9 protein-coding genes and 1 pseudogene are annotated in these 13251 nt (G+C 40.7%); 5 read left to right on the top strand and 5 right to left on the bottom strand.

Annotated features, from left to right (window positions below; translation table 11 throughout):
- Positions 1-340: pseudogene (locus ODU45_RS04950) on the bottom strand (IS4 family transposase); the annotation flags it as partial.
- A gap of 201 nt (positions 341-541) precedes the next feature.
- On the opposite strand from ODU45_RS04950, the gene ODU45_RS04955 reads away from it, so the two are divergent.
- The 4 genes from ODU45_RS04955 (at position 542) to ODU45_RS04970 (ending at position 8185) form a co-directional block, all read left to right on the top strand.
- The gene (locus ODU45_RS04955) at positions 542-2074 is read left to right on the top strand and encodes a helicase HerA-like domain-containing protein (protein ID WP_398580870.1); all 1533 of its coding nucleotides are present in this window, start codon (positions 542-544) and stop codon (positions 2072-2074) included.
- A 112-nt stretch (positions 2075-2186) separates the two neighbouring features.
- Positions 2187-2795 (top strand): CoA pyrophosphatase, encoded by a 609-nt coding sequence (locus ODU45_RS04960; RefSeq protein WP_105142243.1) that lies wholly within the window; start codon positions 2187-2189, stop codon positions 2793-2795.
- 290 nt (positions 2796-3085) lie between these two features.
- Positions 3086-5677: an LPXTG cell wall anchor domain-containing protein gene (locus ODU45_RS04965; RefSeq protein WP_398580871.1), complete on the top strand. Its 2592-nt coding sequence runs from the start codon at positions 3086-3088 to the stop codon at positions 5675-5677.
- Between the two features lie 447 nt (positions 5678-6124).
- Complete coding sequence (locus ODU45_RS04970) at positions 6125-8185, top strand: LPXTG cell wall anchor domain-containing protein (protein ID WP_398580872.1); 2061 nt, start codon at positions 6125-6127, stop codon at positions 8183-8185.
- Between the two features lie 405 nt (positions 8186-8590).
- Here the strand turns inward: ODU45_RS04970 and ODU45_RS04975 are convergent, their stop codons facing one another.
- The 3 genes from ODU45_RS04975 to rpmF all read right to left on the bottom strand — a co-directional run bounded on the left by ODU45_RS04975 (position 8591) and on the right by rpmF (position 10479).
- Complete coding sequence (locus ODU45_RS04975) at positions 8591-9979, bottom strand: hypothetical protein (protein ID WP_044759283.1); 1389 nt, start codon at positions 9977-9979, stop codon at positions 8591-8593.
- Positions 9980-10131: 152 nt separating this feature from the next.
- Positions 10132-10281, bottom strand: a complete 150-nt coding sequence (rpmG, locus tag ODU45_RS04980; RefSeq protein WP_002262412.1) for a 50S ribosomal protein L33 — start codon at positions 10279-10281, stop codon at positions 10132-10134.
- Between the two features lie 15 nt (positions 10282-10296).
- Entirely contained in the window at positions 10297-10479 is a 183-nt protein-coding gene (gene rpmF / locus ODU45_RS04985) for a 50S ribosomal protein L32 (protein ID WP_002937589.1), read from the bottom strand.
- A 274-nt stretch (positions 10480-10753) separates the two neighbouring features.
- On the opposite strand from rpmF, the gene hisS reads away from it, so the two are divergent.
- On the top strand, positions 10754-12037 hold the full coding sequence (gene hisS / locus ODU45_RS04990) for a histidine--tRNA ligase (RefSeq protein ID WP_398580873.1): 1284 nt from the start codon (positions 10754-10756) through the stop codon (positions 12035-12037).
- 86 nt (positions 12038-12123) lie between these two features.
- On the opposite strand, the gene adhP is transcribed toward hisS, so the two are convergent.
- The gene (gene adhP, locus ODU45_RS04995) at positions 12124-13149 is read right to left on the bottom strand and encodes an alcohol dehydrogenase AdhP (RefSeq protein ID WP_398580874.1); all 1026 of its coding nucleotides are present in this window, start codon (positions 13147-13149) and stop codon (positions 12124-12126) included.
- Between the last annotated feature and the right edge of the window lie 102 nt (positions 13150-13251).

The following is a 13251-nucleotide window of genomic DNA, read 5'->3' on the forward strand; positions in this document are numbered from 1 at the left end:
TTCTTGGTAGAATCACATCACTACCATCAACAGCTAGGATAGGAAGGTTGTGAGAGATTGGAATTTTAGAAGTAATATTGGTAAACAGGGCTTTAAAAGCTTGATGTTTGATCTGATATCGTCGTTGGACAAAGGCAGATTGGGTAACTGGCAAATCTAAATCAAGTAGCTCTTTGGCTAAGGTATTGCCTCCCATGGTAAGTATAGCTTGAATCATGGTTTTCATCGTTAGCTGACTTTTCCGACTAAAATCTTTTTCAGGATGAAGCACAAACTGGTTTGCGATGGAAACGATGTCGTTAATACTATCAAGTAAATGAGCTTTAATCTGATCTAGCATGACTTTTCCCCTTTTATTTTTAGTGTAACATAAAAACTAACCCACCACAAAATGTGATAGGTTAGTTAACTTAATGACATTGCCGTTTCATCGGGTTTTTCTTTTTCTCTTGGCATATCCAATGTAAAGTTGTCTGCTCTGCTATTTTCCTAAAAGTTATGCTACAATAAAGCTAGAAAAAATCGGAAAAGAGGCTAGAATATGTCAGATGTTATTGCTTTTGGCTATGGAAGCAGTCGAGCGGAGATGCAGCTCAAGCGACTCAATCGTCATGGAATCATCGCAGGTGCGACAGGTACAGGGAAGACTGTGACCTTAAAGGTCTTGGCAGAGCAGTTGAGTGATGCGGGAATCCCGGTCTTTCTATCGGACATCAAGGGTGATTTGAATAGTTTGGTTGCGACCAATACCAAGGAGATTGATCCTAGTCGCCTAGAGAAGACTCACTATCTTGACTATAGCCCAGTCGGTTATCCAGTTGAGTTGTGGGATGTCTTGGGGGAAAATGGGACTCCTGTCCGCATGACTATTTCAGAGCTGGGGCCTGTCTTATTGACGCGCTTGCTGGGCTTGAATGATACTCAGGAGTCCATCTTGAATATCGTTTTCAGCGTGGCAGATGAGCGTGGTCTTCTCTTGATTGACCTGATGGACCTGCGTGCCATGCTCAATTTTGTGGCTGAAAATGCAGCAGAGCTGAGCCAATATTATGGAAATATTCCAGCTCGTTCAGTTGGTGCAATCTTGCGTAGCCTGGTTGTTTTGGAGCAACAAGGGGGTAAGATTTTCTTCGGTGAGCCAAGTCTTGACATTGCTGATTTGATGCGTACAGCTGAAGATGGCCGTGGTGTTATTAACGTCCTTCAAGCTACTGAGCTGTTCAATCAACCAACTCTTTATTCGACAGTCCTGCTCAGCCTTTTGTCAGAACTCTATGAAGTGCTGCCTGAGGTGGGTGATTTGGATAAGCCTAAGATGGTCTTCTTCTTTGACGAGGCTCATGTTCTCTTCAAAGATGCTCCAAAAGTTCTTCTTGAAAAGATTGAATTGATTGTTCGTTTGATTCGTTCAAAAGGTGTAGGTGTCTTCTTTGTAACGCAGAATCCAACGGATATTCCTGATAGCGTGGCAGCCCAGCTGGGAAATCGCATCCAACACGGTCTTCGCGCCTTTACACCAAAAGAGCTCAAAACTGTCGCGACTGTTGCTGAAACCTTCCGTCAAGAAGGTGATAAGGATTTAGCTAAGGTCATTCAGGAGTTGCAAGTGGGGGAAGCGGTTGTGTCTACCCTTCAAGCAGACGGCACACCAAGCTTTGCGGATCGGGTCTTGATTTATCCACCGAAGAGTATGCTTGGAACGGTCGAGCCGAGCGCCCTCTTGTCTGTCATCAACAACTCTCCTTTGATGGAAAAATATGCTGACGCGGTCAACCGTGAATCTGCCCACGAGCAGATTTTAGCCATGACAGAGGCCAAAGAAGCCGAACTCATCAAAAAAGCAGAGCAGGCCGAGGCGGAAAAACAGGCAGAAAAAGAAGCTAAGGCAGCCGCAAAAATGGAAGAGAAAGCCCAGAAAGAAGCGACTAAAGCTGCACAAAAAAACAGTCAGCCAGCCAGTCGCAAAACAGACTCCATGATGGATCGCTTTACCAAGAACCTGATGAGTCAGGTCGGACGGGAAGTTGGGCGCGTGGTGACTCGTGGCATTATGGGCATGTTAAAAGGAAAATAAAGGACTAAACTGGGAAGGAAACTTCTCGGTTTTTTTATCTAGACAAAGTTCTTGCCAGATGCCACAAAATTCGTTAAAATAAACACAAATCACTAGTTAGTAAGGAGTTGCCATGACTGATCAATTGCAGGCATTATTGAAAGACTATCAGCCTCAGCCATTGGGTGAAAAACGTTCTTATGCAGTCTTCTTGCCCTTAGTCTGGTCAGACAACCAGTGGCAGGTCTTGTATGAGATTCGGAGCGAGTCCATTTCTCAACCAGGGGAAGTTTCCTTTCCAGGTGGCAGAGTAGAGGTAGGAGAAACGCCACAGCAAGCGGCCGTTCGGGAGGCTATGGAGGAACTAAATATTCAACCTGAACAAATTGATATACTCGGAGAAATTGATTATTTGGTTTTGGAGTGCTCAACTGTTCATTGCTTCGTTGGACGGTTAAATCTTGATTGGACGACTATCCTTCCTAATGAAGAGGTTGCTCGGATATTTACAGTGCCTCTATCAACTCTATTAACAACTCAGCCAGTCTACTATCAACTGGATTCACAAATAGTACCGGATTGTGACTTTCCCTTTGAACGCTTGAGAGGTGGGGTTGACTATCCCTTCAGTCACCACAAACGCTCCGTTCCCTTTTATGAAAATCTACCAGAAAATATTTGGGGAATGACCGCCCAATTTACCCATCGGTTTGTGGAAATAGTGAAAAGTAATCTATCGTGAAATGATAGGTTATTTTTTTGGAGGAAAAACCAGCCTTTGCGATATGTATCAGCGAAAAAAATGGAGACAAAGCTCAATGTGAGCAATATATAGAAAAACACAAAAAAAACAGATGCGTGGCAGATAAAAGATAGCTACGGCTGATATACTTGGTACGGTCCATATTTTGAAGTACCATCATCTATCCAGAAATGCAACAATATTCATGCAAATGCATTCAGTGGCTTGTTGTCATTTCCAGTAGGTGAGTGGGAAAATGTATAAATCTATATTTTAAGAAGGAGCCAATTATGAGCAAGCAGAAAGTTGTGTCCAGTTTATTATTAAGCACAGTCGTATTAGGGGGATTAGCCTTTTATTCAACGACAACGGTTAAGGCAGAATCGCTAGAACCAGATGTTACATCAGTTAATGCAAGCGATGCTACTAATAAACCGGTAGTACCAAATGAAGAGGAAAGCGACTTTTTAGCTGAAGAAGAGGAGCTTGAAGAGAGCGATGCTCCAGTAGAAACTCTAAATGAAGAAATCAAAGATGTCACAGAGCCTGAAGCACTTCTCCAACCTCGTGCGGTGATGAGTAATTCTACTAATGGCGATATGGAAGAAATTCCGGTAGATGATTCTGTTTCAGAAAAAATAGCTGATACGCCACTAATTCAAACAACAAACGCAGATAATACGAATTATAACAATAGTGTAGAACAAGAGAAGTTTCAAAAATCAGTAACAATAGACTCGGTGAAATTAGAAGAGAAACAGATTACATGGCGAGTAAATTTTGACACAAGTGAATGGTCTTTTGATCGTCATAACGGAGGTATTTATTTTATTCTTCCACAAGGGTTGAAATTAACGAGTATTAAAGGAAATGATGGTACTGAGTTAATTAGTAAATTTCCTAGCAAAGTTGAAAGTTCTAACAATAAAGATGGTGATTCGTACCGTTATTTTAGTAAAGAAGAGGATAATACAAGTTTTGATAATCAGTGGGGCTGGTCGGCAGGGCAAGCTCCTGATGACACGGTTAACCGCTGGAAATCAGAAAATCGGTTGTCTAAAATTTATTTCATAGACAAAATAAAATCTACTTCTCAGCTGACCTATAATTTAACTGCTGAAATGACCGATTCAAACCAAAAATCATTCCCACTTGTAGTAGTGATGAAGAGTTTTAGGTACAAAAATTCGAATCGTACAGAGGTTACTTCGCTAGGTGCACGTGAGATTCTCCTTGAAACTCCGAAAGAAACCCCTATGCCACCTAAGGAGGCTCCAAAACCAGAAGAACCGAAAAAAGAAGAGTCACAAACTCCACAAACTCCAAAAGAGCAACCAAAAGATACTCCGGAGGTTTCACCAAAACCAGAAGAGCCACAAACACCACCAGCTCCGTCAACTCCGAAAGAAAAACCACAAGTACCGGAAGAACCAAAACAAGACGGCGTCCAACCAGAAGCGCCAACACCAGACGCACCAAAACAGGACGTTCCAGAAACTCCGGATAAGCAACCAGAAGAAATGCCTAAAGTTCCTGAAGCACCGAAGGAAGACGCTCCGGCGCCATCGACTCCATCAGTACCAGAAGAAAAACCAAAGGAAGATTCGAAACCAGAAGTGCCATCAGCACCGGAAGCTCCAAAGGACGCTCCATCAATTCCGGAAAAACAACCAGAAGAGCCACAAGTTCCATTGACTCCTGAAGAAAAACCACAAGTACCGGAAGAACCAAAACAAGACGGCGTCCAACCAGAAGCGCCAAAAGATACTCCGGAGGCTTCGCCAAAACCAGAAGCACCACAAGCGCCATCGACTCCGGACAAGCAACCAGAAGCACCAACGGAAGATCCTAAGAAGGAAGACGTTCCAGCTCCAGAGATTCCACAAACCCCAACACCAGAAGAACCTCAACCAGAGGTGCCAAAAGATACTCCGGAGGTTTCACCAAAACCAGAAGCTCCAGAAGAGCCATCAATCCCAGAGGAGCAACCAAAAGAGACTCCAAAACCAGAAGTTCCGTCAACTCCTGAAAAACAACCAGAATCACCGGAAGCTCCAAAAGAGGAAGCACCGAAGGAAGAAGTTCCAGCGCCAGAGGTTCCATCAGTACCAGAAGAAAAACCAATGGAAGATCCGAAACCAGAGGCGCCGAAGGAAGACACCCCAGCGTCACCGGCTCCATCAGTACCAGAAGAGCAACCAAAAGAAACTCCAAAACCAGAAGTTCCAAAACAAGAAGATGTCCAACCGGAAGCACCAAAATCTGATAAAGTAGAATCTGATAAACAAATGCCAGAAACTAAGAAACCAGATATGAAGCAACCGAAGACAGACGACATGCCTAAGGAACAAAAACCGAAAGCTGAAGAGCCAAAGGCAGAGCAACCACAAATGGACAAACCACAAATGGAAGCTCCTAAGAAAGATTCGGAAGCGCCAAAAACTGGTAAAGCAGAATCTGACAAACCAATGCCAGAACCTAAACAACCAGATATGAAGCAACCGAAGACAGACGACATGCCTAAGGAACAAAAGCCGAAAGCCGAAGCTCCAAAGGCAGAGCAACCACAAATGGAAGCTCCTAAGAAAGATTCGGAAGCACCAAAAACTGGTAAAGCAGAATCTGACAAACCAATGCCAGAACCTAAACAACCAGATATGAAGCAACCGAAGGCAGATAAACAAGAAGCAGAGAAAGCTCAAATGCCACGGACAGAGGGTATGAAGCCTGAATCTAAGGCTTCAATGATGCCAAAAACAGAGGCGCCAAAAGCAACTTTGCCAAATACAGGTGAAGCAAGTAGCGCAATAGGCTGGCTAGGTGGTGCTTTAGCTACTCTTGCCACAGGCTTGTATCTATTCAAAAACAAAAAAGAAGAATAGTCATTATTGAATAAGATATAAGAACTTCCCTCTTCTAAGTTCATAAAAGACTCCAGATCATCGCTGTAGAAGCCTTGGTTTGGAGTCTTTTTGTTAAATATTCTTAGAAAATAACAAAATAGATAAATATTAGATACCCTCTAGAAAAAATTTAGTTTAGGATGTTATACTAACGCTAAAACAATAATATCAATTTTTGAAAATACTAGATTGGAAGAAAAATCTGAACGCCATATTTTAGAACCTGTACTCACAAGTAAAGGACTTTTATGTAAGAGATAGTTTTTCGCTAATCAAGTTAATTTTTTGAGGGAATACTGGCTGTATTTTGAAAAAACGAACGATGAGTAGCTTAAAAAACGGCCTTAGATGGGAGTGCCAAACTGTAAATGCATGTTCTTAGTCTATTGGTGAAAAATTGAAGTAAATAGGGTAAAGGAGCACATTATGAGCAAACAAAAAGTTGTGACAAATCTATTACTTAGCACAGCTGTACTAGGTGGTTTTCTAATATGTCACGTACCATCTGTAAGCGCAGAAACAGGCAATCTTCAAGAAATACCTACTGAATCTGCTACGGTTAGCTCAGAAAATCAAACTGCGACCGCAGTCGATGGAATTTCACCTACGGATAACCAGTTACCTATGTCAGAAGAGGGTGATGAACAAGCTCCAGAAGAAAAAATAGTTTCTAGCGATTCTACGAGAGAAGAAAGTGCTGCGCAGGTAGCGACGGATCCGGATACACCATCTCAATCATTAAATGTGTCAGAGGCGGAAGTTTCAACGGCAGATTCAAATATTCAACAAGCCGAAGAGAAACTAATTCAAGAATCGAATTATTATAGATTTGACACTCATCAAGGTGAACAGATTAGGAATGCAGTATCTATAGAAAAAATATCGGCAGATAATAACGAAATTAAGTGGAAAGTAACTTTTGATAGAAAAAATTGGGTTTTTAAAGGCGAGGGGAGCGGCTATTACTTTATTCTTCCAAAAGGCTTACAATTAACCAAAATTATTGATAAACAGTCTGAAGAGGATATTTTCGATAAGTTCCCTACGGATGTCGATGGTGATGCAAATTCTGGGGGCCAGCCGTATCGCTTTTTCAGTAAAGAAAAAAATGCTAATAATGATGAGCGTAGTTTTGAAAGTCAGTGGGGTTGGTCTGTTGGACGTGTAGGAGGAGAGTTAGAAAAATGGAAGGAAGAAAGTTCCAGCATCTATTTTCTACAAGTACAGCGAGATTCCGTTGTTAAAGAAAAAGCGACATATGAACTGACGGCACAGGTGACAAACCGAGAAATGCAGACTTTCCCGGTTTTAGCTGTGGTGAAGAATTTTAAAGAGCGAATATTTTTCTCCAGAGATGAGATTACTTCTGCTGCTGGTTTGAGATTAAAGGTATCGGAAAGTGCCAAGCCGAATAATGAAGGGATTGCTATTCTCGGATCTGTCCCAAGACCTGATTCATCTCCAGAAAGCGACAGGACTCCTGAACCGCGGGGAGATAGGACTCCGGATATAGATGTACCAAAGGCAGATGTTCCAAAAGTTGAGCAACCAAAACCAAAGGACCCTGAAGTTCAACTGCCTGCTCCTAAGGCTCCGGAATCTGTGCCACCGAAAGTAATACTTCCAGCACCCAAAGTTCCAGAAGTTAAGACGCCCAAAGAGGCGCCTCTGCCACCAAAAACTCCGGAGGTTGAGGTTCCGAAAGTAATTCCACCGACCTCAAAAGTTCCAGAATCTGTGCCACCGAAAGTTGAGCAGCCAAAACCGAAGGTTCCAGAAGTTCACCTTCCTGCTCCTAAGGCTCCAGAATCTGTGCCACCAAAAGTAATGCCTCCAGCACCCAAAGTTCCAGAAGTTAAGACGCCCAAAGAGGCGCCTCTGCCACCAAAAACTCCGGAGGTTGAGGTTCCGAAAGTCATGCTTCCGACCCCAAAAGCCCCAGAAGCTGAGGTTCCGAAAGTTGAGCAACCAAAGCCGAAGGACCCTGAAGTTCACCTTCCTGCTCCTAAGTCTCCTGAAACTGTGCCACCAAAAGTAATGCCACCAACACCGAAGAACCCTGAAACTGAGCCACCGAAAGTTGAGCATCCAAAACCGAATGTTCCAGAAGTTCGCCTTCCTGCTCCTAAGTCTCCAGAAACTGAGCTACCAAAAGTAACGCCCCCAGTACCTAAAGTTCCAGACATTAAGACGCCAAAAACTCCGGAAGTTGCGCACCCAGAAGTTGAGAAATCCACCAGAATCCAACCAGAAAAGGGTCAACCTGAGGTTAATAAACCCAATATTATCCATCTGGAAGTGCTTCAATCCGAAGTTAAGAAAACGGAAATTGGAGTTTCAATGGCTCCAAAGGTGGGAATACAAAAAGAGACTTTACCAAATACGGGTGAAACGAGCAACACTCTAGTATGGCTAGGTGGTGCTCTAGCTACCCTTGCATCAAGTTTGTATCTTTTCAAACAACACAGGCAAAGAGAAGAGGAATGATTTTACACTAATATTATGGTTTTCAGAACGCCAATAAGGCTTATTTACCATGGACTAAGAAAATTTAGAACAGTTGTAAATAGAAAACGTTCCAAAATCTGAACTGCACCCCAAAAGTTAGAGGTGAAATCTAATTTTTGAGGTGCTTTTCTTGTAAGGTCAAGACACAAAGACAAGATTGAAATTTATCGCTTGCAATGATATGAATGAGTTGGTTCTATATTTTGTTTTATCAATACTAGTTTGAATGTTATCCGAGAATTTGTAGGACATTCTGAGGATAGTAAGGAGATAGAGAAAATTTATCTTCATGTAATGCAGAAAGGAAAACATAAGATTGAATTAGCAATGAAAGAGTTGTCTGATACTATTGCATGATAATTGTGAGATGAATATTTTTTGATATTATTTTCTTTTTCTAAATAGTACAATAAAAACTAAGATAAGTATAATAATAAGGACAGTTAAACTTATCCATATAATTTTCAGACTATCAGTAAAAATATCAACAATTTGAAGTATAGATACAGAACCTATCATAAAAAGGATGACTTCCATAATTCTATTTCTAAAAAAGTCATTATACTGATTTCGCTCTTTGAGTAAATTGAATTCTTCTTGTTTGATTTTTTCCATATACTCATTATGTTTAAAATAAGAAGTAGTTTGTAAGTGATTAAATAAGTCAGTAATAGCAAAATGGTTAAGTCTATAAATATAAAGAAATGATCTTTTAAAGTTGTGTGCCCATTCGTTGAATTTTATTAATTGCTTATTATTTGAAAGTTGAAATTTTTCAATGCCATCCATAATTGTTTCGTCTAGAGTAATTAATTGAAATAAAGGAGTAGCTGATGCTAAAAAGAAACTAGCTTGACTAAGAAAATTTGATTCGAATTCATTTGTACTTTCAGTATTCCAGATTATATATATCGCTCCTTTATTTATGTATCTAATGGTATCAAAATCATAAAAATTAGTGGTATAGTATTTTGATTTAGTTGAAGAAGATAGGGATTTTAAATTATAAGGGGCATTAATCATCCAAGTATGTAGCTTATCAGTTTTAAAAAATTCCAATTTATTCATTTCATCCATATTCATTATAAAGTGTAAAATGAAGAAACGTTCACTTAAGTGTATACCACCATTTATGGAAGATAATTCCTTTTTTATATATCTTAGCATATCATCAATTTGTTGATTGGGGTTAGTAGAATATGTTGTCGACTTTTGATTAAAATCTGGAAAAATCTTCATTTTCATCTTAGTATATGGGTGAAAAAAGTCTGGAAGATAGAAAGATGATCTTAAATCTTCGAATAATTCAATAACAATTGAACCATTTTGGAAGATAGTGAGAGTTATAAAGAAAAAGTATAATTCTTCATTCTCATCCACTTCTATTAAAGGAGTGAAAATAAATTTAATAAACTGATTTGATTCAGAATTTTGTAGATAATTTTGCTTATTTTTTTCTAGTTTTGAAAAATACAAATCAAAATAATAATTTGTTTTTTCTATTACTTTATTTTCTAAATGTAGTAACTCATCTGGAAGTTTCCATAATTCATGTTTTTTTTCATAAAGTTCATTATCTTTTGTACTGATTAATATCGCTATGGTTGCAGGATGATTTTCAAACTTTTGAGTTATAATTTTTATTAATTTGTTGTTATCTATTTTATATAAGTCTGTACTTAACATGTAAAAAGAAGTGATTTTTATTTCTTCAATTTTCTTAGAAATCTCAGGAATTTTTTCATTCCAATTAATTTTGGTAGGTTTTGCCATATCGTACTTCCTTTCATGACATGTATTAATTATATCAAAAATATAATCTACGATATTAGAAAATATTAATCAGTTAAAATTCAGTTATTTTGTCAAAAACAAAAGAAAAAAGCCTTTGAAACGTTGATTTCATAGGCTTTCTGTATGTTGTCTTATTTAACTTCAGTAAAAATCACGTGCTTACGCAATTTTGGTGAGTATTTTTTCAATTGAAGACGGTCTGGAGTGTTGCGTTTGTTTTTTGAAGTAAGGTACAAACGCTCACCAGATTCTTTGTGTTCAAGTGTAATATTTACGCGCATGGTATCTCCCTTCTATTATTCAGCTGAAGCAGCCTTAGCGATTTTACGTCCTTTGTAGTATCCTTTCAAAGATACACGGTGAGAACGTGAGTAATCTCCAGTAGTTTCGTCAAATTTCACAGTTGGAGCTGCTACTTTATAGTGAGTACGACGTTTGTTTTTCTTCGCTTTTGAAGTGCGACGTGCAGGTACTGCCATTTCTTTTTTCCTCCATTAAATGTCAGGGTCAAGCCCTTTTTAAATCTAAAATAGTGCGTATGACTTTCGTCAACTTTAACAGTATAACAAAAGTTTTTTGTAAAGTAAAGTTACTTGACAGATTTTTTTCACTTTTTTGGAAAATAGCAGAGCATTTATGGTAAAATAAGGAGGATTGCAAGGCTCGACTGGTAGAGTTTGAGCCCTTATGACTTAATTTGGAAAGGAAGAAGCACAACTTCGAGCGATATAAGTTGGCTCTATACACTTTATTATGAAATTACAAAAACCAAAGGGAACACAGGATTTACTACCGCAGGATTCTGCCAAATGGCAGTATGTTGAAAACTTTACCCGCAGCATTTTCAAGCAGTACAATTACGCTGAGATTCGCACACCAATCTTCGAGCATTATGAGGTGATCAGCCGTTCGGTTGGCGATACGACAGACATTGTGACCAAGGAGATGTACGATTTCTATGACAAGGGAGAGCGTCATATCACCCTCCGTCCAGAAGGGACGGCACCGGTTGTTCGTTCTTATGTAGAAAACAAGCTCTTTGCTCCAGAAGTGCAAAAGCCAGCTAAGTTCTATTACATGGGTCCAATGTTCCGCTATGAGCGTCCGCAGGCAGGTCGTCTCCGTCAGTTCCACCAGATTGGTGTGGAGTGCTTTGGTTCCAATAACCCAGCGACAGACGTGGAAACCATTGCTATGGCCTATCACTTCTTTGAAGAGTTGGGAATCAAGGACATCCGCCTCCACCTCAACAGTCTGGGCAATCCAGAGAGCCGTGCCGCTTATCGCCAGGCCTTGATTGACTATCTGACGCCGCTCAAGGACCAGCTTTCCAAGGATAGCCAGCGCCGTCTAGAAGAAAATCCTTTGCGTGTGTTGGATTCCAAGGAAAAAGAAGACAAGGTCGCAGTGGAAAATGCACCGTCCATCTTGGACTATCTGGATGAAGAAAGTACTGCTCACTTTGAAGCGGTTAAGACTATGTTGGGCAGCTTAGGCATTGCTTATGTGATTGACACCAACATGGTGCGTGGTTTGGACTACTATAACCATACTATTTTCGAGTTTATGACCGAGGTAGGTGGCAACGACCTGACCATCTGTGCCGGCGGTCGTTATGATGGTTTGGTGACCTACTTTGACGGACCTGAAACACCAGCTTTTGGCTTTGGCATGGGGATTGAACGCCTCATCCTAGTCCTTGAAAAGCAAGGCATCGAGCTCCCTCTCGACACCCAGCTAGATGTCTACATCGCAGTTTTAGGTCGGGAGGCCAATGGCGGAGCATTGGAGCTAGTTCAAGCCATCCGCAAGCAAGGTTTCCGTGCAGAGCGAGACTACCTTGACCGCAAGCTCAAAGCCCAATTTAAGTCAGCAGATGTCTTTGGAGCTAAGGCCATCATTACCCTAGGTGGTAGTGAAATCGAATCTGGACAGGTTGTGGTAAAAAATAACCAGACAAGAAGCCAAGTTGAAACAAGCTTGGAAGCACTCAAAACAGATTTTGCAAGTATTTTAGAAGAATTGGAGAAGCAGTAGTCTAGGCTGCTTCTTTTTTGTAGTTTTAGAAGCCATGAAAAAAGAAGCGATTGGACAATCACTTCTTGAAAATAGTGGAGAATGAATTAGTGTGAGTGGCAGAAGTCTAAGACCATCCGACCTTGGATAGTGCCAGCAACCATTTCATTGAAGACTGCTTCGGCATCTTCGACAGGACGTTTTTGAACGACTGGAACAACTAGTCCCATAGCACCGAAGTGGAAGGCCTCTTCTAAATCTTTACGAGTACCAACTAGTGAGCCGACTACCTTGATACCGTCTAGTACAGTCTTCACAATACTGAGGTCCATGTATTCAGATGGAAGTCCTACAGCTACTACATATCCACCAGCACGAACACTGTCAATAGCTTGGTTGAAGGCTACTTTGGAAACAGCTGTTACAACAGTAGAGTGTACACCGCCACCAGTAATTTCTTTAATATATCCAGGAACATCTTCTACTTCAAGTCCGTTGATCGTCACATCTGCACCAACTTCTTTGGCGAGTTCCAATTTATCATTATTGATGTCTACGGCGATAACATGAGCGTTGAAGACTTTTTTAGCGTATTGTACAGCAAGGTTTCCGAGTCCACCAGCACCATAGATAGCAATCCATTGACCTGGTTCCAAGTGAGCTTCTTTAATCGCTTTGTAGCAAGTAACGCCAGCACAAGTGATCGAACTTGCTTGAGCTGGATCAAGACCTTCTGGAACTTTTACTGCATAGTCCGCTGTTACAATACATTGCTCAGCCATACCACCGTCAACAGAGTAGCCGGCATTTTTTACGGTACGGCAGAGAGTTTCGCGACCGGTTGTACAATATTCACATATACCACAGCCTTGGAAGAACCAAGCAACGCTGACACGGTCACCAACTTTTAGACTGGTAACACCAGGTGCGATTTCTGTAACAATACCGATTCCTTCGTGACCAAGAACGCGACCAGGAACCTTACCAAAATCACCATTGGCAACGTGGAGGTCAGTGTGACAAACACCACAGTACTCAATTTGGACCAAAGCCTCACCAGCTTCGAGTGGACGAAGTTCCTTATCGACAACGACAACACCAGTAGATTCTGGATTTACAACGACTGCTTTCATAAGCAGACCTCCTGTTTTAATATTTTATGTACATTTTTGGATGTGTTAATATAGTTGTTTTATATTGTTAAGAATATCACAATGCAGACAAAAATGCAAGAG

This window comes from Streptococcus sp. 2022WUSS135 (genome assembly GCF_044427045.1).
Classification (GTDB): domain Bacteria; phylum Bacillota; class Bacilli; order Lactobacillales; family Streptococcaceae; genus Streptococcus; species Streptococcus hashimotonensis.

Bases quoted from the DNA above. Each gene is read 5' to 3' on its own strand.
- ODU45_RS04955 (WP_398580870.1), top strand. From the start codon at position 542: ATGTCAGATGTTATTGCTTTTGGCTATGGAAGCAGTCGAGCGGAGATG.
- ODU45_RS04960 (WP_105142243.1), top strand. From the start codon at position 2,187: ATGACTGATCAATTGCAGGCATTATTGAAAGACTATCAGCCTCAGCCA.
- ODU45_RS04965 (WP_398580871.1), top strand. From the start codon at position 3,086: ATGAGCAAGCAGAAAGTTGTGTCCAGTTTATTATTAAGCACAGTCGTA.
- ODU45_RS04970 (WP_398580872.1), top strand. From the start codon at position 6,125: ATGAGCAAACAAAAAGTTGTGACAAATCTATTACTTAGCACAGCTGTA.
- ODU45_RS04975 (WP_044759283.1), bottom strand. From the start codon at position 9,979: ATGGCAAAACCTACCAAAATTAATTGGAATGAAAAAATTCCTGAGATT.
- rpmG (WP_002262412.1), bottom strand. From the start codon at position 10,281: ATGCGCGTAAATATTACACTTGAACACAAAGAATCTGGTGAGCGTTTG.
- rpmF (WP_002937589.1), bottom strand. From the start codon at position 10,479: ATGGCAGTACCTGCACGTCGCACTTCAAAAGCGAAGAAAAACAAACGT.
- hisS (WP_398580873.1), top strand. From the start codon at position 10,754: ATGAAATTACAAAAACCAAAGGGAACACAGGATTTACTACCGCAGGAT.
- adhP (WP_398580874.1), bottom strand. From the start codon at position 13,149: ATGAAAGCAGTCGTTGTAAATCCAGAATCTACTGGTGTTGTCGTTGTC.